Genomic DNA, 26,074 nt, shown 5'->3' on the forward strand with positions numbered 1-26,074 from the left:
TACTCATGATTACACTTTCGTTAATTTACAGTTGCAAATTCCAAACAATTTTCCGGTTGAAAAAGTAATTTTCTACACTAGTTTGTGTCAAGTTGTTTCCACATCCACTGAAAAAGCGTCGAATGTGACTGGTTTTGCTAACGGAGTTTAGTATTTAAGAGCAATTCATTCGGCAGGTACGCAAACCTTTGCTTTTATAAAATTATACCCTATTTAAGTTGCCCAAAACTTAAACCGAAGACAAATATTTAATCCAAAATACTTCCTTTTTTTGTCTGAATAGCGTGAAAACACCTTTCTTGTTCAAATTTTCAAGGACACCTTTTATTCCTTATACTTTTTTGAGTATTTTAGAATTTAATAAATCTATAACGCTTCTTCATATTTGTTTATTTTACAACTTACGTAGATAATTTTGTTAGAAAGCGTCCATTTGTTCGTTTTAGGTGAAAATGGCGATTCTAATAATCCAATAATTTATTTACATTTAGCCGATAATTTCAAAATTTATAAATATGAAAAAAATTACTTTTTGGCTTTTTGTGCTGTTTGGATGTCTCCAAATGCAAGCACAACTTTTTACCATTGAGAATTGTGCCTTAACTTTGAGTACAACGACCTACGGGCCAATGTACTCAGTAGCTACCGCAAATGCAACCAGCCGAACAGCAGTTGTATATCAATCCTCCAAACTGGTTTCTTTGGCAGGGCAAACATTAACAAGTGTTTACTTTAGCCGATTAACGGCTACAGGTAGTATGGCAGGCACACCTAATTACAGGGTTTACCTAAAAGAAGTACCATTTACTGATTTTGGTACGGGAGCTTTAGATTGGGCTACTGCTACCACAGGTGCTGTCTTAGTATATGATAGCAATCCCGCTACCGCTGTGGGGAGTTCCGTTGGATGGAAATCATTTCCATTCAGCACCAATTTTTTATATTCAGGAACACAAAATTTAGCCGTTTTCTTCGAATATACGAACGCTACAGCAAGTGCTTTAATTGCCTGGGAGTATGAATATAATTCTCCATGTGTGGATACTGAAAATAGTAATACCACTAAATACACGAATAATACGACAGGTGTCTTACCTGCAACATTAGCTTCTGGTAATTACAGAAGACCTATGATTGGTTTTGATTATTTAGTTGCTTGTCCAGCACCTACTAATTTAGTTGTTTCTGATATTACTGCTACAAGCGCTTCAGTAAATTGGATTGCTGGTGGATTAGAAACACAATGGGAATATGCCGTTGTTCCTGCAGGTTCTGGCATCCCCACCACTACCAGTACAATTGGAACGAATCAATTAAGCATTGCAGCTTTAAATCCTGCGACACCTTATCAAGTTTTTCTTCGTGCTTATTGTGGGACGGATGATGAAAGTGTTTGGAAAGTATCCGAAGCATTTACCACTCAATGTGTAGAGGTTACCTCTTTGGTAGAAAACTTTGATAGTTATACTACAGGTACTAGTTCCATGCCCCTATGTTGGAGTAAAATTGGTACCGGTACGGCTTATGTTACTACAGGAGGTATTTCACCTGGCTCCGCACCCAATAGATTTTATTTAAATACGAGTGCAACCACATTTATTCATGCTATTTCACCTGCTTTTAGCAATCTTTCCGCCAACACACACCGGTTAAAATTCAAGGCCTACGCTTCTACGGCAAGTAAAAATTTACAAGTTGGTTATCAAACGGATTTGTTAGATGCATCCACTTTTGTTCTACTTGAAACTCTTAATTTGCCTGGTACCGTGGCTTCATCTGCTGGAGAATTCGTGGTGGAACCTTTTGATGTCCCTACAAGTGTTAAAAACTTGGTTTTGAGAAGTTTTAATGAAAGTTCAACTGCCATTTACATCGATGACATTATTTGGGAGCCTATCCCTACTTGTCCGGACGTTACAGAGATAAAATACACTAATCTGTTTGATGCTACTGTTACCATCAACTGGTTAGCAGGAGGCACAGAAACAGCTTGGCAATATGCCTACGGAACTAGTGACTTGATGGAACCTTCCACTCTTACTCCTGTAGATATTGTGACTACAACTGCAAATGTTACGGGATTACTTCCATCAACGAGCTACAAGGCATGGGTACGTTCAAACTGTACCACTGGTGGTTTTGGAGCATGGATTGGACCCGTATTATTTACTACGCAATGTAGTCCTGTAACTGATTTCTATGAAAACTTTGATTCTTCCGTATCTGGATCAACTGCTGCATTTACAGATTGCTGGCAAAAAGCGGGTAATGGAACGGTATATATTACTACAGGAGGTGCAGAACCAGGAACAGCACCTAATAGACTTTACATGCTAGCAAATGGAACAGCAACGACACCAACTGAAGCTCTTGCTATAATGCCACAAGTGTCTAATTTGCAAGCAGAAACACACCGTTTAAAATTTAAAGCGTATTGCTCTACAACTAATAAGACTATAGAAGTCGGTTATCTTCAAAATTTAACTGACCTCAGTTCATTTGTAGCTTTAGAACAATTTAATTTACCCGGAACTACTGCTGCTACAGCTGAAGAATTTATGGTTGAACCGTACGGCGTTCCAACAGGAGTTTCTAATTTGGTTTTTAGAAATAATGCCCCTACAGGATCTTCTACCATTTATATTGATGATGTTGTATGGGAAGTAGTACCCGCTTGCTCTGATATTGCTATCGTCACTGTGACTGATTTTAATAGTGTTTCGGCAACGGTAACCTGGGAACCGGGTGGATCAGAAACAGCATGGCAATATGTATATGCTGAATCAACTGTGACAGACCCTACAACATTAACGGGTAGCATGGTAACTGTAACGAATAACCCTACAACAATGATATCTGGGTTAACAGCTGCCACTACCTACAACTTTTGGATTCGTTCAAAATGTGGTACTACGGATTTCGGAAATTGGCCTCAAAACCCTACGCAGTTCACTACTACTTGTGCTCCAGTAACCGCTTTTACAGAAAATTTTGATTCTTCCGCTACTGGAACTGCGAGTCCTATGCCCACTTGTTGGACGAAATTCGGAAACACAGGAACTACGTATGTAAATACGGGAAGCACCACTCCTAATTCAGCTCCAAACCGATTGTATATGTATGCGTCCGCTACGACCTCTACAACTTCGATTGCTGTATTACCACCAGTTTCCAACTTACAAGCTGGTACACACCGTTTGAAATTTAAAGCATATGCTACTACTTCAGGAAAAGAAATTGAAATAGGCTATTATGAATATGCGGGAATGGCAGACTCATTTGTTCCTTTACAAAGCTTAGCGTTACCTTCAACGGCTCAATCCTCGGCAACAGATCTTACTTACACACCCGAATTTATACCTGCTGGTATTGAATCGCTTGTTTTGAGAAACAACGCTATTTCTTTTACTGGTACTACTGCTATTTATATTGATGATGTGATTTGGGAACCTCTGCCTGCCTGTTTTGATATTACAGCAGTACAACCTACTGTTTTATCTAGTTCTGCAGCTGATGTGACGTGGGTACCTGGTGGTTCAGAAACGGCTTGGCAATATGTATATGCAGAAAGTACTGTTACTGACCCGACAACTTTGACACCAACGGATGTTACTAACAATCCTTTTGCATCCATTACCAACCTTACTTCAAATACTACCTACAAAATTTGGATTCGTTCGAATTGTGGGTCGGGTGCTTTAGGAAACTGGTCTACGCCATTTACCTTTAAAACCGATTGTGAAAGTACTACAGCATTTTCAGAAAATTTTGATTCTTATGCTACGGGTACAGCTAATCCATTACCTGATTGTTGGAAAAAAGCAGGAAATGGATCGACTTATATTAGTACTGGAGGAGCAATTCCTGGAACACCCCCAAATCGTTTGTATATGTCTGCCAGTGGAACTACCCCGACAGTATCAATGGCAATAATGCCCGCTGTCTCTAATTTACAAGCGGGTACGCACCGATTGAAATTTAAAGCGTATGCTTCAACACTAAATAAATCTGTAGAAATAGGTTACCTTACAGACAGCGATGATGTTACTTCTTTTGAAATTCTAGCTTCATTTGAATTACCAGGAACTGCAGCAGCAACTGCCGCCAGTTTTTCTTACATGCCTGTCAATGTTCCTGCTGGAATAACATATATGGCATTTAGAAATGTTGGTTTTACGGGAGGAACTGCTACCATGTACATCGATGATGTGGTGTGGGAAATGGCTCCATCTTGTCCCGACTTGAATGCCATACAATTTAATGGTTCAACATCGACTACAGCAGTTTTTTCTTGGTCCCCGGGTGGTTCAGAAACGGATTGGCAGTATGTTTATGGATTGGCAACCATTACAGATCCAACTACATTAACACCAGTAGATGTATCTTCTACACCATCAGCAACGCTTTCAGATTTATTGCCTTCCACTGCATATAATGTTTGGGTTAGAGCTAATTGCGGTGCAGAAACAGGTATCTATTCAAGTCCATTGACATTTGAAACTGCTTGTGTGCCCATCGCTGCACTTCCATGGACAGAAGGGTTTGAAGGAACTACAGGAACGGCTTATCCCCCATGTTGGGTAGAAGAAAATGGAGACTTTGTTACTTCGGCAACCAATAATTATGTTATTCCTCGTACAGGAACGCGTTACTTACGCGATTCTTATTCAGCCACAAACGAATATATGTGGACTCCTGGCTTTGTATTAAGCGCAGGGACTAGTTATGATTTCAGTTTCTATATGGCCGGTGACGGTTACAGCGGATGGACGGTTGATGTATATTTCAATACGGTACAGCATAGTACTGGTGCTACTCCACTAGGAAGCACGATAACGGCTGCTGGACCAGGTTCTATTACTGTTCAACCTTATTCATTAGTAAATAATTCGTTCACGCCTACGGCCACAGGAACGTATTACTTTGCTGTAAAAGTAAATCAGCCTTCTACCATTCCTTGGTACATTGGATTTGATGATTTCAAATTAGAAGTAACCCCTTCATGTCCTACTCCGACTGCTCCAACTGCTTCTAGCATTACTGTGACTTCGGCAACGATGAATTGGGCTGCGACTACTTCTGGTACTGCCAATGGTTACGCATATTTGTATACTACTGATTTAGTAACTTTGCCAACGGAAACAACGGTTGCTTCTGGTACTGTTGCGGCAGGAATCACAACCGCTGATTTATCAGGTCTTACGGGTGCCACGGTTTACAAAATGTACGTAAGAAGTATTTGTGGTGGAACGGATATTGGATCATGGTCAGATGCGGGTACATTTACTACTAATTGTCTCGCCTCTACATTGCCTTACACTCTTGATTTTGAATCAGTAACTGTTCCTAATTTACCTTCTTGTACTGCTGTTGAAAATGCAGGTACTGGAGCTATTTGGCAAACACAAGCTGCTCCAGGTTATGGCTTTACTACAAAAGTTTTATCTTATTCGTATAATTCAAGTCCAGCAAATGCATGGTTTTATACCAATAAGTTAAGTTTAGTAGGCGGCACTACCTATACTATATCGTACAACTACGGTACCAATAGTACAGCAACATGGTTTGAAAAACTGAGGGTTTCTTTCGGTACTTCTGCTAATGCAACAGCGATGACTACAGAAATTGCAGATCATCCGATGATTCAACAAGGAACGCTTCAGAGTAATAGCACTACATTTACTCCTGCAACAAGCGGTGAATATGTAATCGGTTTCCAGGCCTACTCTGATGCTAATCAGTACTACTTGTACCTTGACAACATCATAATTCAGCAAAATTTATCATCTAATCCTTTTGAAGGTGATTCATTTACTGCGTATCCGAATCCAGTAAAAAACATGTTGAACTTAAGTTATACTCAAAACATTTCAGATGTTAGTGTGTTTAATTTATTGGGACAACAAGTACTCACAAAATCGTTACAAGCCACGAAAGGACAAGTAGATATGTCGCATTTGGCTTCAGGAACTTACTTGATAAAAGTAACTACCGGAACTGGCGTAAAAACCCTTAAAGTGATTAAAGAATAATCTTAATCCTTACTTATTTTTTAAAACCCTAGCTATCAAAGCTAGGGTTTTTTTATGGCCCATTTGGGAGTTTCTGTTGTTTAAGAAAACAATACCTTCTTAGGTTTTTCTCTAGCATTTTAAATAATATTCCATTTTTTTCGAACAGTACTTTACTGCTGCTGTAGTTCTCGTTTTGTTAAAGTACGGTATCTACATTGACAATGGATGCGTATGTCATCTTTGTACCCACCCAATTGAATAAAATATTCCCAAAAACGGCATAAGTTATTCCCTGAATAACTTAAACAGAAGAATTGATCAGCAGAACTTTGAGACTGAATTTAAAAATAAGGTCCTTATGAATGCTACTCCCTCCGTTTCTGATGCTCAAAGACGAATGCTTGCGTCAACAATTGCCGCATTTAATTCAAAACTTTCATATCCAACAAGTGTTTTACCACCCGGGTCACAATAACCGCCCTGGTCATTTGCTTGTCCATACTGCCAACTACCACGAAGCCGTACAATTTAGCAAGTTAAAATGGGTTAAAAAGATGCATGCAAAAAAAGAAGTGTTGCTGCACTTTGCGGGAACAAGTCGGCTGCAATATTGCACGGAGCGTGGTAACCCCTTCGTACCTTATTACTATGAGGCCTCTGCCCTTATCTATCAAAATCCAGACTACAATCACGAGTCCCATTTCACTATTGAAAAGAAATCTTTCTTAAAAAAACTCCGCCGCTCCAAAAATGCGTTTTTCCACGATTACGACCTATTGTCTACTGAAGCTAGAAGGCATCGTAAGGCGGGAGGGGATGTCAATGCTTTTCTGGCTTATCATTCTATTTTTAGCACCCTAATCCATCAATTGGAAGGCTTGTATATCAGTCCATTTGTTACAGACCAAAACCTACACGAGCGGATTGCCTACTTAACGCTGTATCTGCCGGAATTGCAACGTTTGTTTGTTAAAAAGAGTGCGAAGAAGTATTGCCTCATCGAAATTGTAGAAGCAGCGGCACTTCCTGGTGCCGCCGATGGCGAACTTTATTTAGACATCGATATGCTTCCTGCCCTTGAACAAGCAGCCGAAGCCTTGTATGTGCTAGTGGAGCAACGTTACAAGATCATGAAAAGGGGCATACACTTTCCTTATGTAGGTGGTGTGGTGGCTAAGAAGGTCGATTTGAAAGAATCCTTGCTTGGGCAAGCAATAGGAGTCATCACTAAAATTGCCTCGCCAGAAGAAATTTACTTATTCCATACTAAAGAAACAGCAGCTGTACCCGAGAAAACGGCCGCACACTTTCTGTTTTACGTGCTGCTGCTCGGAAAGGGCATAGGAAATGATAAGCTCTTGTCGATTCAGCAGTCCGTAGCCGATGTGACACAAAAACAATGTACGGTTGTCGCGATTGCTCACAGTCGGTATTTTATACAGGATAATTTGTTTTCCTTGCAAACGTTTTTCAAAGGGATTATACAACCCGAAAACCGCATTTATACTTCTGATTCCTTTCATCCGATGCTGCACTGGCAGGCATCGCATACTGTGTATTATAGTGATTTAGGTATTTTACAACCTCGAGCCCGACGCTATTCTGAACAATTTCAAATGCTGCTTGCGCATCGAAGTGCGGAAAACACAGAAGCACTCTATCTGTTGTTTGCTTATGCGTTTACGCACTTGTTGCGGACGTATCTGTACTTACAACTTTTCAGTTACCAACCCAATCAATTGTGTACTTATTCTTTATGGAACTTGGCGGTGTACAGTAATCCCAAGTTGGAGAAAATGGAATTCTTGTTCAATCAACTAAGTGATCAATTTTACAAAGACATTGATGCCCATCTTCGTTTTGCGCATCGGTCTAATAGGGTTGATAATGCCGAATTAGAAATTATGGAGCAGATTTTGAATGTACTAGTAGAGAAAACTGAGGAGGATTGATGTTTTTTGCAACAACAAATCTCTTATTGCAAATTTTCTCCTTATTTTGCAATAACAAAATCCTTTTTGCAAAAAACGGATGGATTTTACAATAACTGTTCCCATTAGAACAATACCCATGTCAATATCAATAGTATAGAAGATAAAAACAAACATTACAAAAGCTATTATCTAAAAAACCGACTTTTCCTCAGGGCAGAAGTTATGTGTACTTTGCTAATAAGTTTAATCCACAATTATTGGTGTTGAAGGTAAAGATTGTCTGAAGTATAAAAAGATGACATTAAAAAGATAATCTATTAGCTAGATGACAAACAAATAGAATCAGCTGGCGCGAAAAGAAATAGAACCTATCTAATTTCTAAATAAAAAATAAAAATGAAAACAGATAGCGTAAACACTCGATTTTGTTTGCTTTTTTTTATTTTTAAAGTAATTCTAATCGAAAATAAAATCAATCTGGTAAAAACAAACAAATTCTGATAGCTCGTAAGTCGTATTTGAAAAAACTAATTGTTCAACAATATATTATAGAAATAATGCTGTCTTGAAGAATCGTATAAAGCATCGTTGAATTTCATCACCTGAAATTCATTTTGAAGATACATTTTTAAAAGGCACTTTCGAGTTTCTGGCTTATCACCATTTATTATTTGAAAAAGAAATTCCCTTTTAATTCCTAAAACATACTTTTGGTTCTAGCCCTTTTTGAAGGTTTATGTTCCACAAAACATACTTTTTTTCAATTGCCATTTAGTGTGCTTCGAGGTCAGAGACCATCGAAGAGCGAGCACAGAATTTGGAAAACTGGAGAAGAATAATGTAAACTTGAACTAGATTTTAATATTTGAAATTTTACTTTTAACTTCTTTAAATTAAATTTTATAAAAAAAGCGACAACCGTAAGGATGCCGCTTTGAATGTTTTCACAACGGAATAATCCTTATTGTGAATTGCTTCAAAATTGTACTGCAATAATACAACTTTATTTCTATTGTTGGGTTACGGTTTCCCGTAAGGATGTTAATTTTCTTATATTTATATTTAGCAAAAAAACATATAAAACGATATCTATCACTTAAATACATACAGAAATGAAGAAAATATTAGGATTGGATTTAGGGACAACCTCAATAGGATGGTCATTTATCAATGAAGCCGAAAACGAAAATGAAACTTCATCAATAGTAAATACAGGGGTTCGCATTGTACCGTTGACCTCTGATGAAGAAGCTGACTTTAAAAAAGGAAACACCATTTCGATAAACGCTGACAGAACTTTAAAACGTGGAGCGAGAAGAAGTTTGCAACGTTTTAAATTGAGAAGAAATGCATTATTAGACATTTTTTCTAAAATAAATTTTATTCCTACTTATTTTGTTTATGCTGAAAATGATTCGAATAGTACTTTTTCATCGTATCAAATACGGGCAAAAGCAGCTATTGAAGAAGTAAGCAAAGAAGAATTAGTGCAAGTTTTATTAATGCTCAACAAAAAAAGAGGATATAAAAGTAGTCGTAAAGCAAAATCTGCGGATGAAGGCGATGCAATTGACGGAATGAAAATTGCCAAAGAAATCTTTGAAAACAATTTAACTCCTGGGCAATGGGTTTTTAACTCACTCTTGAAAGAGGGAAAATTTATCCCTGATTTTTATCGTTCTGATTTACAAAAAGAATTAGAGAGAATTGTCCGTTTTCAAAATCAATTTCATTCGGAACAAATGAATGAAAAATTATTGGAAGATATTCAAGGAAAAACACGAACATTAACTTCACAACATTTTACCAAAACTTTAAAAATTGAACTTGCTGAAAATAAAGGTTCAAGAGACCAAATAAAACTACAACATTACAAATGGAGGTCTGAAGCATTGACTAGCGAACTGGATTTAAAAATCCTAGCTTACATCATTACTGAAATTAACAATCAAATTAATCAATCAAGTGGTTATTTAGGAGCCATAAGTGACCGAAGCAAGGAACTGTATTTTAATCAAGAAACTATTGGACAATACCAATACAAACAACTACAAGAAAATGCACATAATAAACTAAAAAACCAGGTATTTTATAGACAAGATTATTTAGATGAATTTGAGAAAATTTGGGAAACCCAAGCAAAATTTCATCCTGAATTAACCGATAAACTAAAAACAGAAGTAAGAGATATTACGATTTTCTACCAAAGAAAATTAAAATCTCAGAAGCATCTTGTTAGCTTTTGTGAGTTTGAAAAAGGCCACAAAGCTATTCCAAAATCATCACCTCTATTTCAAGATTTTAGAATTTGGCAAAATTTGAATAACATTGTTATTAAGAACGAAATGACCAAAGAGCCTTTTGTTTTAGACGAAGAATTAAAAAACATAATTGCACAAGAGCTCCTGTTTAAAGAAAACATGACCGATGTGCAAATGATGGCGTTTTGTGATTTAAAAAAAGGAAAACATTCTGCCAATTTCAAAAAAATAGAAGGTAACAGAACTAATACCGAAATTTTTAAAGCTTTTGAGAAAATTTTAATTCTCGAAGGTTATGACGAATTGGATTTTTCTAAACTAGATGCATCAGATATCAAACAAATTTTCAAATCTGCTTTTGTTGATTTAGGAATCAGTACAGCTATACTTGATTTTGACCCAAAAATTCAAGGAAATGATTTTGATAAACAAGGGTATTACCAATTCTGGCACTTATTATATGCCGCGGAAGATGATGATAAATTGAAAGAAACCTTAAAAAACAAATTTGGTTTCAAAGAAAACCACCTGACTTATCTATTGAATATTAGCTTACAAGCTGATTATGGTAGTTTGAGTGCCAAAGCTATAAAAAAAATATTACCTCACTTGCTGGATGGACATACTTACGATAAAGCTTGTTTAATGAGCGGTTACAATCACTCCTCCTCATTAACTACCGAGCAAAATAATGATCGTGTTTTAAAAGACACACTTGAATTATTAAAAAAGAATAGTCTACGTAATCCAGTAGTTGAGAAAATACTCAACCAAATGATTAATGTAATCAATGCGATTGTTGCAGACCCACAAATGGGGAAACCGGATGAAATCAGAGTAGAACTGGCTCGGGAGTTAAAAGCAAACAACGAGCAAAGAAGTGATATGACAAAGGCTATCAATAAAAGCACAGCCGAACACGACAAAATTAGACAACTACTCCGTACCGAATTTGGAATTCTTAGAGTAACTAGAAACGATATTATAAGATACAAACTTTGGAAAGAAACAGAAGGAATTTCGATATATACAGGCAAAACCATTGAAGCTTCAAGATTGTTTACCAAAGACTACGATATTGAACATATCATTCCAAAATCACGATTATTTGATGATAGCTTTTCAAATAAAACTATTTGCGAACGCCAGCTAAATATTGATAAAAGTAATAAAACTGCTTATTCTTTTTTACAAGAAAAATTATCTGCAGAAGATTTTGACCAGTTTGATAAAAGAGTAAAAAGTTTGTTTGGTAAAATAAGTCGCACCAAGCAAAACAAACTTTTGATGGCAGACAATGAAATTCCCGAAGGTTTTATTGACCGTCAGTTACGAGAAACCCAATATATTGCAAAAAAGGCTAAAGAAGTATTACTCGAAGTTTCTAGAAATGTGACCGCAACTATTGGTAGTGTAACCGACAAATTGCGTGATGATTGGGAATTAGTAGATGTTATGAAAGAGCTTAATTGGGAGAAATACGAAAAACTGGGTCTAACCTATGAAGAAAAAGGCAAAAATGGAGAACGCCTATATAAAATAAAAGACTGGACTAAAAGAAACGACCACCGCCATCATGCCATGGATGCGATTACAGTTGCTTTCACAAAACCTGCTTACATTCAATATTTAAACAATTTGAATGCAAAAACACAAGGTGATAAAAATTCTGGTTCTATAATTGGTATTGAAGCGAAATATTTAAAAAGAGACAAAAATAATAAGTTGCGTTTCATCCCTCCGATGGAGAACTTTAGAGAAGAAGCTAAAAAACAACTTGAAAGTATTTTGATTTCGTACAAAGCCAAAAACAAAGTAGTAACCAAAAATAAAAACACAACAAAAAAAAGCGGAGGAACGCAAACAAAAATACAATTAACGCCAAGAGGTCAATTGCATAAAGAAACGGTTTATGGTAAACTACAGCGTTATGAAACCAAAGAAGAGAAAGTAAACGCCAACTTTACAGCGGCTCATATTGCAAAAGTAGCTAATAAAGCCTACCGTGAAGCACTCTTAAAACGATTGGAAGAGAATGAAAACGACCCCAAGAAAGCTTTTACAGGTAAAAACTCATTGGCAAAAACACCTATCTACATTAGTTTAAAAGATAACATTACTGTTCCCGAAAAAGTTAAATTAGTTTGGCTAGAAGACAATTACACGATTAGAAAAGACATTACACCCGATAATTTTAAGGATTTAAAAAGTATTGCTAAAGTAATGGACACTGGTTTAAAAACTATTTTAGAAAACCGTTTAGCCGACTTTGGCAATGATCCTAAAAAAGCTTTCTCAAATCTTGACGAAAACCCAATTTGGCAAAACAAAGAAAAAGGAATTGCGATAAAACGGGTTACGATCAGTGGCGTGAGCAATGCGCAGGCTTTACATACTAAAAAAGACCATTTGGGCAAGGAAATTTTGGATCAACAAGGAAAACCAATGCCTGTGGATTTTGTTAGTACTGGAAACAATCATCATGTAGCCATTTACAGAGACGAAAAAGGAAATCTGCAAGATGATGTAGTTTCCTTCTATGATGCGGTAACTCTAGCAAAAGAGGGAATATCAGCAATAAATAAAACTCATAAGAATGGCTGGGAATTCCTATTTTCCATGAAGCAAAATGAGTTTTTTATATTTCCATCTGATGGTTTTAATCCTCATGAAATGGATTTACAAAATCCTATTAATAATAAACTAATAAGTCAAAATTTATTTCGTATCCAGAAGTTTTCAAAAGTAGATTATGGCAATACATCTGTTAGAGATTATGTATTTAGACATCATTTAGAAACTACCTTGAATGATTCAAAAGAACTTAAAGACATAGCTTACAAATCTTTGAAGAGCTTACCTCATTTTGAAGGGATAATAAAAGTCCGAATCAACCATTTAGGTAAAATTGTTCAAATAGGAGAATATTAATAAAACGATTGGATTCAATAGGATTGGGTTTTAACCCAATCTAAAATATACAAACACAAGAAGAGGGCTTTAGCCCATAAAACATTTGGCTAAAGCCTAAATTAAAAATAAATTATTATCCCTCCAGCTAAAGCAGGAGGCAATTGAAAGTTAACAAAGTATAGTTTAATATAAATCAATTTTTTAATAGAAATGGGTTTTAATCCATTCTAAAAAGAATTCAAAGAAAAGGCTTTAACAAACTATTTTTAAAAAGAAAAAATTATGTCATACATCAAAACCTATATTCATTTTGTGTGGAGTACAAAAAACAGATTCCCTTTTTTAGACAATAAAGAATTACGACAGAAAGTTTGGTATCATATTAAAGAAAATGCCACCGAAAAAGGAATATTTGTTGATTTTGTTAATGGGTATTCTAATCATTGTCATTGTTTGGTTTCTTTAGGGGCCGACCAAACTATCCAGAAAACAATGCAACTCATTAAAGGAGAATCATCGTTTTGGATCAATAAAAACAAATTGTGTTTAGATAAATTTGAATGGCAAGATGAATATTTTGCTGTTTCAGTTTCTGAATCTATGTTAGATAAAGTACGGAATTATATCAAAAATCAGGAACAACATCACGCTAAACAAACTTTTGAAGAAGAATATGAAGAATTTATGATTAAATATAATTTCCCAAAAGAATAGAATTTGGCTAAAGCCAATTTATAAATATCATTTTGTTTTCCTCCAGCTAAAGCAGGAGGCAATTGAAACCTTACAGCTAAAGCAGGAGGCAATTCAAAAGCTGTAGGCAGTCCACATTTTCAATAATAAAAAGTTCAAAATATTGTAGATGCAATTCAATAGCTGGATACAGTCTAATCCTAGAGCCATATTAAAAATGATGACAATATAAATTTTCAATAGGAATGGGTTTCAACCCATTCAACATTAAAAACATTCCATATTGGCTTTAGCCAAAAGATAATGTAAATCATTAAAATAGGATTATTAATTTAAAACCAAAAAAATGATAAAAAGAACCCTTTTCTTCGGCAATCCTGCGTATTTGAGCACCAAAAATGAGCAAATAGTCATCTCTTATCCTGATAAAGAACAAGAAACTAAAACAGTAGCTATTGAAGATATTGGTGTCATTGTTCTAGAAAAGCAACAAATCACGATTACCAATGGTTTACTTGAAAAATTAACCAATAATAATGTCGCATTAATCAATTGTAATCAATACCATTTGCCCATCGGATTATTAATGCCTTTAAGCGGTCATACAGAGCAAAGCGAACGATTTAAAAATCAAATTAATGCCTCTGTCCCGCTCAAAAAAAACTTATGGCAACAAACGATTAGCGCCAAAATAATGAACCAAGCGGGCTTACTAAAAGAAAAAGAAATTCCTTGTCGCAAAATGGAGATTTGGTCTAAGGAAGTAACCTCAGGAGACGCGCTCAATCACGAATCGAGAGCCGCGGTATTCTATTGGCAGAATCTTATTACTATTGAAAATTTTACTCGAGGACAAAAAGGCATTCCACCAAACAACCTACTCAACTATGGGTACGCTATTTTACGAGCCATAACCGCCCGCGCTATTGTAAGCTCTGGGATGTTACCTACACTTGGGATTTTTCATCGCAATAAATACAACGCTTATTGTCTAGCTGATGATATAATGGAACCGTATCGACCGTATGTTGATTTAATAGTCTGTCACATTATGGAAACCGAAAATTGTTATGATGAACTGACTATCGACATAAAAAAACAGTTATTAAATATTGCAACCATTGATGTCTTGATAGATGGTAAGAACAGTCCATTGATGGTTGCCATGAGCAGAACAACACATTCTTTGAACGAATGCTTCGAAGGAACAGCAAGGAAAATTTTATACCCTGTGTATGTATGATGAACATTACACCCGATTAAACCAATATAGAAGTTTGTGGATATTAGTATTTTTTGACCTACCTACAGAAACACGCAAAGAGCGCAAAATTGCCAGTGCATTTCGGAAGAAATTATTGGACGATGGCTTCTCTATGTTTCAATTTTCCATCTATATGCGTTTTTGTGCTAGTCGAGAAAATGCCGAAGTACATACGAAGCGAATTAGGAATAGTTTACCCGAACACGGCAAAATTGGGGTAATGCAAATCACCGACAAACAATTTGGAATGATGGAACTTTTTTATGGAAAGAAAACTGTAGAACCAAATAAACCTTCGCAACAACTGGAACTTTTTTAAAATTAGAATCTCAAAAACGTACAAGTAACTGAAGTTCACCACTATTTAAGCATCGATTTTCAATTTCTAATAAACTCATAACTCCCAACATATCAAACGATTGTATCGCGGTATGTTGGGAATTATAAGTAAAAATACAATTTTGAAAGCAATTCACAACAAGCGAACAAAAAAGAAGAAGAAAGACGCGTTGGGAATTATAAGTAAAAATACAATTTTGAAAGCAATTCACAACTGACGCACGAAATACAAGTACACTACCGTAGTTGGGAATTATAAGTAAAAATACAATTTTGAAAGCAATTCACAACACTATCTGCATCATTAAAAACGCTGTCTACGTTGGGAATTATAAGTAAAAATACAATTTTGAAAGCAATTCACAACCCGCATCTGCATCAACAAATATGTGGGCAGTTGGGAATTATAAGTAAAAATACAATTTTGAAAGCAATTCACAACTTTAGGGACGTTTCCAAAGCCTTGAATCGTGTTGGGAATTATAAGTAAAAATACAATTTTGAAAGCAATTCACAACAAGAAACGAGGTGTATAAAATATGTATGTTGTTGGGAATTATAAGTAAAAATACAATTTTGAAAGCAATTCACAACTTGTTGTACGTTATTGTTTTGAAAAAATCTGTTGGGAATTATAAGTAAAAATACAATTTTGAAAGCAATTCACAACATCCCGCTAACAGAAGAATGGAAAGGAAAAGTTGGGAATTATAAGTAAAAATACAATTTTGAAAGCAATTCACAACTAACCGGTGTTGTTGATGTAGCCACAGTATGTTGGGAATTATAAGTAAAAATACAATTTTGAAAGCAATTCACAACATTGAACTCTGGATTAAAGAAATCCTTAAAGTTGGGAATTATAAGTAAAAATACAATTTTGAAAGCAATTCACAACTTGTTGTACGTTATTGTTTTGAAAAAATCTGTTGGGAATTATAAGTAAAAATACAATTTTGAAAGCAATTCACAACGATAAAGTAAATCAAAAAAAAGCAAAGTTAGTTGGGAATTATAAGTAAAAATACAATTTTGAAAGCAATTCACAACAGTTGTTCTTGACCTTGTGAAGTTTCTAAAGTTGGGAATTATAAGTAAAAATACAATTTTGAAAGCAATTCACAACGAACTACTTGACCGCTTGCAGTTACTTCTGGTTGGGAATTATAAGTAAAAATACAATTTTGAAAGCAATTCACAACCTTCTTTTGTCATTAGATTTCTTTATCTAAGTTGGGAATTATAAGTAAAAATACAATTTTGAAAGCAATTCACAACTTAGTTTTCCTTTGATTAGTTTGTTTTCGGGTTGGGAATTATAAGTAAAAATACAATTTTGAAAGCAATTCACAACAAAGTGATTTCGATTAACGCACATGATGAAGTTGGGAATTATAAGTAAAAATACAATTTTGAAAGCAATTCACAACATAGTTTTAGGGGTAAATGGGTATATGAATGTTGGGAATTATAAGTAAAAATACAATTTTGAAAGCAATTCACAACTACATCGGCGTTGGTATTTCTTATAATTTAGTTGGGAATTATAAGTAAAAATACAATTTTGAAAGCAATTCACAACAACAGGGAGCCAATCCCCATTAGGCAATGGTTGGGAATTATAAGTAAAAATACAATTTTGAAAGCAATTCACAACGTGCCGTTCCAATACGTTAAAGTTAATGTAGTTGGGAATTATAAGTAAAAATACAATTTTGAAAGCAATTCACAACACTAAAGTGGTATAAGCTCCAATTGAACCAGTTGGGAATTATAAGTAAAAATACAATTTTGAAAGCAATTCACAACCAATAATATCATTTTGAAATGTAGTTGAGTTGGGAATTATAAGTAAAAATACAATTTTGAAAGCAATTCACAACAAGTTCAAAGCAGTATACAAATTCTTACCTGTTGGGAATTATAAGTAAAAATACAATTTTGAAAGCAATTCACAACTTTGTCGGTTGTGTACCTAAAATCTCTTGGTTGGGAATTATAAGTAAAAATACAATTTTGAAAGCAATTCACAACGTGCCATTCCAATACGTTAAAGTTAATGTAGTTGGGAATTATAAGTAAAAATACAATTTTGAAAGCAATTCACAACGTGTCAATCGGCATTCCATTTGTCAATGTAGTTGGGAATTATAAGTAAAAATACAATTTTGAAAGCAATTCACAACTCTTCTGTCATTGCTTTAATATCTGAAATAGTTGGGAATTATAAGTAAAAATACAATTTTGAAAGCAATTCACAACCAAGATAGGACTCACGATGTAGAGGGGTTAGTTGGGAATTATAAGTAAAAATACAATTTTGAAAGCAATTCACAACAGTGGTATATATCTTAATTAAAACACATTAGTTGGGAATTATAAGTAAAAATACAATTTTGAAAGCAATTCACAACATATCGTAAAAGCTAGACAAATGTATTGTTGTTGGGAATTATAAGTAAAAATACAATTTTGAAAGCAATTCACAACGCTTACCGATTCCAAACGCTTTTAAGAATGTTGGGAATTATAAGTAAAAATACAATTTTGAAAGCAATTCACAACACGGCATTACAGATTCAGAAATCAGAAAAGGTTGGGAATTATAAGTAAAAATACAATTTTGAAAGCAATTCACAACCGTTTCTGCGCGATGTAGCACTGGAGGCAGTTGGGAATTATAAGTAAAAATACAATTTTGAAAGCAATTCACAACTACCGGCTGTTACTTTTCCGGTACTGCTACGTTGGGAATTATAAGTAAAAATACAATTTTGAAAGCAATTCACAACCATAAATAACCCATTTTAATTTGTTTGTAAGTTGGGAATTATAAGTAAAAATACAATTTTGAAAGCAATTCACAACTAACGGAATAGCTGATATACCTACAAAGTTGTTGGGAATTATAAGTAAAAATACAATTTTGAAAGCAATTCACAACAATGTTATCAGAACTTATGTAACTTAATCTGTTGGGAATTATAAGTAAAAATACAATTTTGAAAGCAATTCACAACCATAAAGGAAGATAAATGTCGTAACAATCTGTTGGGAATTATAAGTAAAAATACAATTTTGAAAGCAATTCACAACTAAAGGGGTAGTTTAGCCCCTTAATAGTTCGGAGTATTATTTTAAATTTCAAAATTATATATTTGAGATATGAAATACAAGAAATGGACTTTAGCTCAGAAGCTAGAAATACTAGCAGCTTCAGAAGATAGTGGTATTGTAGAAGCTTGCCGTAAGTTTGGCGTGAGTACCGCGAGTTTATATAACTGGAAGAAGAAGTATGAGCACAAAGGCGAGGCTGGCTTAAAAGTCACCTATGACACTAAAAGCAAAGAGCTTAAAGAGGCAGAAGAGGAAAATCGTATTCTACGCAAGCTACTGAGCAATAAAGAAATAGAATTAGAGGTACAAAGAGAGCTTTTAAAAAAAAAGTTTGGGACATCCGATCCAAGAAAGATTTAGTGAACTATATTTTTCACAAGCATAAGTGTAGCAAGGCTAAAATAATAAAGATGGTTGGTATGGTTACTAGTAGCTACTATAGAAAACCTAGTTTTGGTAAGAAGGGTAATCATCCTACGGAAGTTACGTTCCATCAAAACAGTGGTTTTGTTAGTCAATCAGACGTTGTAAAGTCTATTAAAGATATTTTAAAACATGAATTTATAGACTGTGGTTATCGGTTGATGACTAAATATCTAAATAGAGACGGCTACCAAATAAATCACAAAAAACTGTACCGAATTATGAAAGAGGAAGGACTTTTAAAGCTCGAGAACAGAATTAATAGAAGTGGTTCTGGACGCAAGTTTGTGAAATTTAGGAAGGTTTATACTTCCAGACCCTTGCAATGCTTAGAAATGGATATTAAAATGGTGTGGGTGCCAAATGTTGGTAAAAATGCTTATTTGTTATCTGTAATTGATGTTCATACACGACGAATTTTAAAGGATTATTTTTCTTTCAATATAAAGCAAAAACACGTTATAGAACTACTATCTCTAATTTTTGACGAATATAACTACCCTGAAAGCGTAGTTATTAGGAGTGATAATGGAAGTCAATTTATAGCTAAAAGTGTCCGTGAGTATTTAGGATTAATAGGTGTTCAACAAGAATTTACACATGTCGCAACACCTGAAGAAAATGCTCATATAGAAGCTTATCATGGAATCTTGAAGAAGGAAGTATTTTCACGGTTCGACTATCGAAATTTTGGAGAGATTCAGCAGATATTGAAACGATTTGTGTCTTTTTATAACAATGAACGACTTCATGGTCTCCTAGGAAGAATTACTCCTATGCAGAAATGGAACTCGGATAAACATCTAATAGTAATGAAAAAATTAACCGCTTAATTAAAAAACCGAAATTTAGAATAGTACTCTTGTTTTATAGGGGTCAAAACAAGGGGAAAGGCTGTTTATATTGTTGTTGTTGGGAATTATAAGTAAAAATACAATTTTGAAAGCAATTCACAACATATAACAAAAGTCATTCACGACTTTAAGTGTTGGGAATTATAAGTAAAAATACAATTTTGAAAGCAATTCACAACACCACTACGAGGGCTGTAGCAATGCAAAATGTTGGGAATTATAAGTAAAAATACAATTTTGAAAGCAATTCACAACTAATACCTCGTTTAATTACAAAGTAAATCTGTTGGGAATTATAAGTAAAAATACAATTTTGAAAGCAATTCATAACTAAATCAGGTATTCAGTTTACAAATTATCCGTTGGGAATTATAAGTAAAAATACAATTTTAGATTAAAAAAACGAGTGGTAGATTGGGCTACAATTACGATTTAAAGTTAGGAAAACTTTTCAAGAATAGTTAAACACTATTACTAAAAATTACTTTACAAATTACTTATTTTGAAATCATCTTCTCTAGCATTTTAATTTGCTCCTCTTTTGATTTTAATAATTCTGCATTTAGTCTTTTAATTTCCTCAACAGCTTCAATCCATTTTTCAATCGGATTTACATTAAAAGTAGGATAATAATTATAGCCGTTCGACTGGTCGTTAAACGTATTCGAAATAATATTAATAGCCTGCTCCTCATCAAAATTCTGAAAAGCTTCCACAGGAATTTTCAGCACTCCGGAAATCTGCCCTAGTAATCCCGCTTCAATAGCTTCTTTTTGCTCCAAAAGCGATATTTTTTTCTGATTCCAGTCTTCGCCCAACGCGTAGGCCATTGCCTCTTGCTTGATGCCTAACATTTCGCGGAACCGCTTCACATTGCGACCTTGGTGTATTTTCTGTTCCATAGTGTTTATCAAATTGGGTTGGACTTCAAAGGTAAAGCCAATTGGGTTACAATTGGTAAGGTAAATTTAAAAAATTATTTGGTAAAATAGGTTGTCGAATTGGTAAATTATCTTTGTAAGCATTAAAAGAGGAATTACTAAAAGTACTTTTAATAGGAAACACCTTACTCTTACCGTTAATGGGCCAAAAGTACAGGATGTTATTTTACTTTTTTCTTCTTCAGTAGTTCGGTATTCATTTTACGAACGGAAGTGAACATGCGTTGTTGAAGCGAACCCTGGAGTACTTTGTGTTTTTGCGACTTTACCCGTTCATTTGCTTGGATATACACTGGTGAAGAATGTGACATCCTACTTCATACCGTCGGCGAACTTGCAACATGCTGTAGTGCAGAGACCGTTTTTAATAATTAAAAAAAGGCTGGAAGCATCACACTTCCAACCTCTTTTTATCAACAAAACTTATGCTTTAAAAGCACCTATTCTTTAACAATCTTCAAAGTACGATTTTCATTAGCTGCAGTAACCCGAACTAAATACGTTCCGCTGGCAAGAGTGGATAAATCCAATTGAACTTCTGTGGCATTGAACGTATGCATTTGCATTTGTTGTCCCAGAAGATTAGTTACCACCGCTTGTGTGATGGTTTTTTCACTGCTAATGCTTAGCCTGTCTTTAACCGGGTTAGGATAAAACGCAAATTTAAAATAAGCCGGATGAGTTGTCTTTAACGAAGGAGACCAAGTCACATTGTCGAGGTACATCGATACAAATGGGCTTTCACCTGCATTTAAACGTAAGGCTACGTAGGTATCAGTGCCCGTATAATCACTAAAATCAACGGTACTTTCTGTCCATTCTGCTCCTACGGGAACGCTTTGTTTTAAAGTAAACACACCGTCTGTACTGTTCATTGTCCCCACTTCTATCGCACAAGGCGGGCCTGTATGACGGAAACCTAACGAATGTGTTCCTTGACTCAAATTAGAAAGTTGAGGTAAAACTATAATTTGTTCATCCGTTACCTGCGATAACCCTTTGAAAATATTTAATACATTAGGCGCTGAAGGGGCACCTGCAAATCCAGCTTTTACACCAATAGCATCAATGTTGGTTGCAGCGGTAGGCCCTCTCAAAACAGTTGTCCAACAGGCAGGAACAGCATCGACCGTGGTCGTATCAAAATTTTCATTTACATCACTAACAGCGTCACAGGATGCTGCAGGAATAGGCTCCCATTTAAAATCATCTACATAAATCGTCGTGTTATTATTTCCGGAATGCCAAATACAAATAAAGTAGTCCGCACCTGTGTAGTTACTAAAATCTACCGTAATTTTTGTAAAGGTGGTTGTAGCACTAATGGTTTCCAAATTTGTAAATATACCTGTACTTGTAGAGTTTGTTAACGTTCCTACCTGAATGTCTGAAATATCCGTACTTCCTTTTAAATAAAAGGTTGCTTGGTGTGTTCCAGCTGCTAAGTTGTCTAGTGGTGGAGCAATTAGTCTTACTTTCTCCGTATTTGCATTGGAGCTGTTTGTGATTTTTATGGCGTTAGAGCCTGAATGGGCGGTAATAGAAGAACCTGTAACACTTGCAAAAAATTGAGAAGAAGACCCATCTGTTCTACTGCTCCAACAATCGGGCAGGTTAGGCGTGGTCAAACTGTCAAAGTTTTCATCTAGTACATTGTTGGCAACACAATTAGTCGAGAAGACTATTGGTCCCACCCATTCTCCGTTTCCTTCAGTACAAACAGAGCGAACCCATACTTTGTACGAGGAATTTGGCGTTAAGCTCTCTAAATAAGCAACTGATTCGGTGGTAGTTGGCAATAAAATCGCTGCTTCCGCATTTTCTAATGCAGCGGCACCGTATGCTACCTCAGAAATAGTTCCGGTTTCAGGCAGTTCCCATGTAAAACTTGCCGCACTGTCTGTTACATCGGAAATCACGGGATTATTGGGCGTAGGGCACATAGGAGCTAGCTCCCATCTTATATCATCAATGAAGGCGTAGGAATTTTGCCCCATAGCGCTTAAACGTATACCGATGTAAGAATCGGTAGTTGCCGTAAATTGATTAGAATTAACGGTAAATTCGGTGTAATTGGCTCCAATAACAAATTCTTCCAACAATGTAAATGTTGCCGTTTGTGTATTAGAATCTAACGTTCCCACTTGAACTGCTGACGGATAAAAATACGAACTATAAAATCGTAGACGGTGTGTTCCTGCACTCAAATTAGATAAGCTCGGACTGACTAATAGGATATCATTAGTATCCGTTTGATTAGCATTATAGAGTTGAACAGCATTACTCTGCGAATAAGAATGAAAGGAATTTACTCCAACAGAACCGCTATTTTCTGTGCTTATTCCTCTGACAATAGCAGTCCAACAACTTGGCAACACATTGGCATTGGCATCAAAATTTTCATCGATAGTTGTTGCCGGTGCACAATCAGTCTGGAATAAAATAGGGCCAATCCATGCACCATTTTCTGTTCCACAAACCGTACGAACCCATGCTTTATAAGTAGTGCTTTCTAGTAAATTCAATACTTCTATGCTGTTTGATGTTGCTTCAAGAACGGGACTTAAAATGGAAGGATTTGTTTCCGTAGCACTCCCTATAACGACCTCCCAGGTGGTATCGCTATTTGTCCACGCTAAGGTTGCCGTAGTAGGCGTCACACTTTGTACTGTGACATTTGATACATCTTGACACAGTGGACTTAGTTCCCATGTTACGTTGTCTATATAGGAAGTTTGGTAAGCGGCAGTACTGTTGATTCGTATTGCAAAATAGGTATGGGGACCTTGGTAGGAGGAGAATTCTACTACATACTCGTTATAATCAGCGTTGACATTTATTTGTTCCAATGCTGTAAAGTTGGCTGTAACTCCTATACCGTCTATGGTACCCACCTCTAAATTCGCTGTTCCTTTTGCGCTAAATTTCAACCGGTGCGTACCTGTTGCGACCGTGCTTAAATTTGGAGAAATCAGCAGGATATCTATGTCCGTATCTGCCGTTATATTGTTACCTGCGGCTAGCAAAATCTGGTTGGGTTGAGTAAGAGAAGAGGTACTTACTGAAATGATATTTATGGATGGTACTGCTTGGGTGCCTCTAACTAATTTGTGCCAACAGTTAGGTAATGCAGGAGTTGCTACTGAATCGAAATCTTCCATTAAATCAACTACAGGCATGCAGGGAGTACTGAAGTTTATCGGACCAATCCATGCACCATTTTGTGTATCGCAGACAGAGCGCACCCATAAATTGTAGTTTGAATTGGGCACTAATCCAGTTAATTGGGGGTATAAATCGCTAGCAGTTACTGGCGCCAATTCAGCTGGATTCGTAACTTCTTGTACGTTGGTATATGCCATTTCCCAAGCCGTAGTTCCCTGCGGATTCCAGTTGACCATAACTTGTTGTGGCTGGATTGCTTCAATCAAAATTTCGGAAACGTCTGGACAAGTAGTGTTAGGTTCCAGCCGAATATTGTCCACTTTCATCGTTTTGTAACTCGAAGTAGTATTCAACTTTATACCTATAAAAGTGTCAGAGCCGGTGTAATCTGACAAATCGACTGTGTAGGCGGTGTATTCTCCATAGGTTTCAAATAAACCATTTGCTAACGGAGTAAATGTGGCTGCATTTGATTTACCATTTAAAGTTCCGACCACAAAGGATGTTCCTTGCGCTCCGATTACAAGAAAACGAAGTCGGCTATTGTTACCTGCAAGCGTCGTTTTGGGGCTTACTAAAATAATATCTGAATCGCTACCCGAATCTGCCGAAGCAAAAACTACCGATTTTGTACCTGTATAGGCACCTCCTTGCAACGTTTTTATACTCGCATAAGGAGATATTCCTGAACCTCTATAAATAGCGGACCAGCAAGAAGGAAGTGTGTTGTTTGCAGTTAAATCAAAATTCTCCACAAAACCAGTTACTGCAGCACATTCCGTCTCAAAAGTGGTGGGATAGGACCATCTTCCCGCTACTCCATTACACACATTCCGTACCCAGATGTTATAAACTGTATTAGGGCTTAAGTTGGAAATCATAGCTAAAGTAGTAGCCGTTCCTGTGGCAATTGTTTCAGCGGCAGGAGCTACATCAGTCGTTGAGAGGTAGTACTCACTGCTGTCATTTGGGTCTTGTACGCCGTTACCCCAAACTACAATAGCGGACGTATCTGTAGTGTTTACCGCGTTCAAAAAGAAAGGAGTCGGACAGGAACTAGCAATTCCACCAAATATAATATTGGGCAAGAGTTGCAGCAGGCTTCCCTCCTGCGGAGTAGCAAGATTGGGAGGTGTCCCATCATTCTGGTACAACAAAGAACGATTTTCCGTCATGGGTTGCGACTTAAAAAAATTGCCATTGGCATCATAACCCGGCTGAAGTTCAGCTGTAGCAATGACTAAATTATCCAACCCATTGTAAACATAAGGAGTAGCAAAGTTAATTGTAGTCCATCCCTGACCATTAATCGTAATGCCGCCTGTATATACTTCTGTTAAGCTACTTGCAGCGACCCAGTCCGAGGCCGAACTGTAACTTGTCTTGGTAGTGTGTCCCAGATACACTTTAAGATTTTGACTATTTCCGATGCTACTTCCTTCGGGCCCACCGTAGAACCAAGAAATAGAGTTGATGCTGCCATTGGCATTAATTTCCGCAGCAGTATAAATGGATTGCGAATACGAATAACCATAATACGTCTGAATCGGCAAACCCGATAGCGTATTTCCATTGCCAATAAGCACTTGTCCATAGCTTTTCAGTAAAGCCAGAAAAAACAAGAGACTGATAAAAATAATTTTTTTCATTTGAAATTGATTTATTAATTGATTTTTAATGAACTTTTTCTTAAACGGTGTTCATTCGCCCTTTGAATTTAAGAGATTCAGGTTAGCTTTTCAGCTTATTTTATACACTATTCTGTAGTAATTACTAAGGCAATTATAGATAAGCAAGAGGTAAGAAGGGTTACAAGCAAGAGGCATTAGTGTTCTTTTTTTTCGCTCCAAAGTCCGAATATATAGAGTTGGCTTGGCCGCGGTAGAATTTTATTAACTAAACTATTTAGGTAACGGATACGAGCGTTACTCTACATTGATTTTCGAAGTTTCATTTTAAAAAAAACAAATAGACAATTGCAACGTATAACTTAAGTAATCCCCTCTTTCCCTACTTGCATTTTGCAGCGCGTAAAATGTTGACTTTAAAATCGTGCATTAAACGCGCAACATTTATGTTACAAATGCTACTTTCCTACTCCAGTCTCAATAGAGCTTTTAAGGGTATGGGATGGAAACATACGGTTACCAGAATAG

At 35.9% G+C, this 26,074-nt stretch carries 10 protein-coding genes and 1 CRISPR repeat array; of the genes, 8 read left to right on the forward strand and 2 right to left on the reverse strand.

All coding sequences use genetic code 11. From position 1 onward, the window contains the following. Nucleotides 1-515 precede the first annotated feature (515 nt). The 8 genes from ACQ5J2_RS02650 (at nucleotide 516) to ACQ5J2_RS02685 (ending at nucleotide 19,791) form a co-directional block, all read left to right on the forward strand. Nucleotides 516-6,032, forward strand: a complete 5,517-nt coding sequence (locus ACQ5J2_RS02650; RefSeq protein ID WP_432672139.1) for a fibronectin type III domain-containing protein — start codon at nucleotides 516-518, stop codon at nucleotides 6,030-6,032. 365 nt (nucleotides 6,033-6,397) lie between these two features. Further along, nucleotides 6,398-7,966 (forward strand): hypothetical protein, encoded by a 1,569-nt coding sequence (locus ACQ5J2_RS02655; RefSeq protein WP_432672140.1) that lies wholly within the window; start codon nucleotides 6,398-6,400, stop codon nucleotides 7,964-7,966. 1,094 nt (nucleotides 7,967-9,060) lie between these two features. Next, a complete protein-coding gene (gene cas9, locus ACQ5J2_RS02660; RefSeq protein WP_432672141.1) occupies nucleotides 9,061-13,140 on the forward strand; it encodes a type II CRISPR RNA-guided endonuclease Cas9 in 4,080 nt (1,359 codons plus the stop codon). Nucleotides 13,141-13,404: 264 nt separating this feature from the next. Then, entirely contained in the window at nucleotides 13,405-13,836 is a 432-nt protein-coding gene (gene tnpA / locus ACQ5J2_RS02665; RefSeq protein WP_432672142.1) for an IS200/IS605 family transposase, read from the forward strand. A 325-nt stretch (nucleotides 13,837-14,161) separates the two neighbouring features. Beyond that, entirely contained in the window at nucleotides 14,162-15,058 is an 897-nt protein-coding gene (gene cas1 / locus ACQ5J2_RS02670) for a type II CRISPR-associated endonuclease Cas1 (protein WP_432672143.1), read from the forward strand. Beyond that, complete coding sequence (gene cas2 / locus ACQ5J2_RS02675; RefSeq protein ID WP_432672144.1) at nucleotides 15,051-15,398, forward strand: CRISPR-associated endonuclease Cas2; 348 nt, start codon at nucleotides 15,051-15,053, stop codon at nucleotides 15,396-15,398. Before cas1 ends, cas2 begins: the two co-directional genes overlap by 8 nt. Nucleotides 15,399-15,512: 114 nt before the next feature. Continuing rightward, a CRISPR array of direct repeats spans nucleotides 15,513-18,515; the repeat unit is 46 nt; unit sequence GTTGGGAATTATAAGTAAAAATACAATTTTGAAAGCAATTCACAAC. A gap of 68 nt (nucleotides 18,516-18,583) precedes the next feature. Continuing rightward, nucleotides 18,584-18,895 (forward strand): transposase, encoded by a 312-nt coding sequence (locus ACQ5J2_RS02680; RefSeq protein ID WP_432672145.1) that lies wholly within the window; start codon nucleotides 18,584-18,586, stop codon nucleotides 18,893-18,895. Beyond that, complete coding sequence (locus tag ACQ5J2_RS02685; RefSeq protein WP_432672146.1) at nucleotides 18,895-19,791, forward strand: IS3 family transposase; 897 nt, start codon at nucleotides 18,895-18,897, stop codon at nucleotides 19,789-19,791. The genes ACQ5J2_RS02680 and ACQ5J2_RS02685 overlap by 1 nt, the downstream gene beginning before the upstream one ends. Nucleotides 19,792-20,309: 518 nt before the next feature. Here ACQ5J2_RS02685 and ACQ5J2_RS02690 read toward each other — a convergent pair. Together ACQ5J2_RS02690 and ACQ5J2_RS02695 are read right to left on the reverse strand one after the other, a co-directional pair. Further along, nucleotides 20,310-20,714 (reverse strand): XRE family transcriptional regulator, encoded by a 405-nt coding sequence (locus ACQ5J2_RS02690; RefSeq protein ID WP_432672147.1) that lies wholly within the window; start codon nucleotides 20,712-20,714, stop codon nucleotides 20,310-20,312. Nucleotides 20,715-21,193: 479 nt separating this feature from the next. Next, complete coding sequence (locus tag ACQ5J2_RS02695; protein ID WP_432672148.1) at nucleotides 21,194-25,567, reverse strand: choice-of-anchor J domain-containing protein; 4,374 nt, start codon at nucleotides 25,565-25,567, stop codon at nucleotides 21,194-21,196. Between the last annotated feature and the right edge of the window lie 507 nt (nucleotides 25,568-26,074).

This window comes from Flavobacterium sp. SM2513 (assembly GCF_050908145.1).
GTDB lineage: Bacteria > Bacteroidota > Bacteroidia > Flavobacteriales > Flavobacteriaceae > Flavobacterium.

Coding starts and splice junctions, on each gene's coding strand:
- ACQ5J2_RS02655 (WP_432672140.1), top strand. CDS start 6,398: ATGCTCAAAGACGAATGCTTGCGTCAACAATTGCCGCATTTAATTCAA.
- cas1 (WP_432672143.1), top strand. CDS start 14,162: ATGATAAAAAGAACCCTTTTCTTCGGCAATCCTGCGTATTTGAGCACC.
- ACQ5J2_RS02695 (WP_432672148.1), bottom strand. CDS start 25,567: ATGAAAAAAATTATTTTTATCAGTCTCTTGTTTTTTCTGGCTTTACTG.
- cas2 (WP_432672144.1), top strand. CDS start 15,051: ATGTATGATGAACATTACACCCGATTAAACCAATATAGAAGTTTGTGG.
- ACQ5J2_RS02650 (WP_432672139.1), top strand. CDS start 516: ATGAAAAAAATTACTTTTTGGCTTTTTGTGCTGTTTGGATGTCTCCAA.
- cas9 (WP_432672141.1), top strand. CDS start 9,061: ATGAAGAAAATATTAGGATTGGATTTAGGGACAACCTCAATAGGATGG.
- tnpA (WP_432672142.1), top strand. CDS start 13,405: ATGTCATACATCAAAACCTATATTCATTTTGTGTGGAGTACAAAAAAC.
- ACQ5J2_RS02680 (WP_432672145.1), top strand. CDS start 18,584: ATGAAATACAAGAAATGGACTTTAGCTCAGAAGCTAGAAATACTAGCA.
- ACQ5J2_RS02690 (WP_432672147.1), bottom strand. CDS start 20,714: ATGGAACAGAAAATACACCAAGGTCGCAATGTGAAGCGGTTCCGCGAA.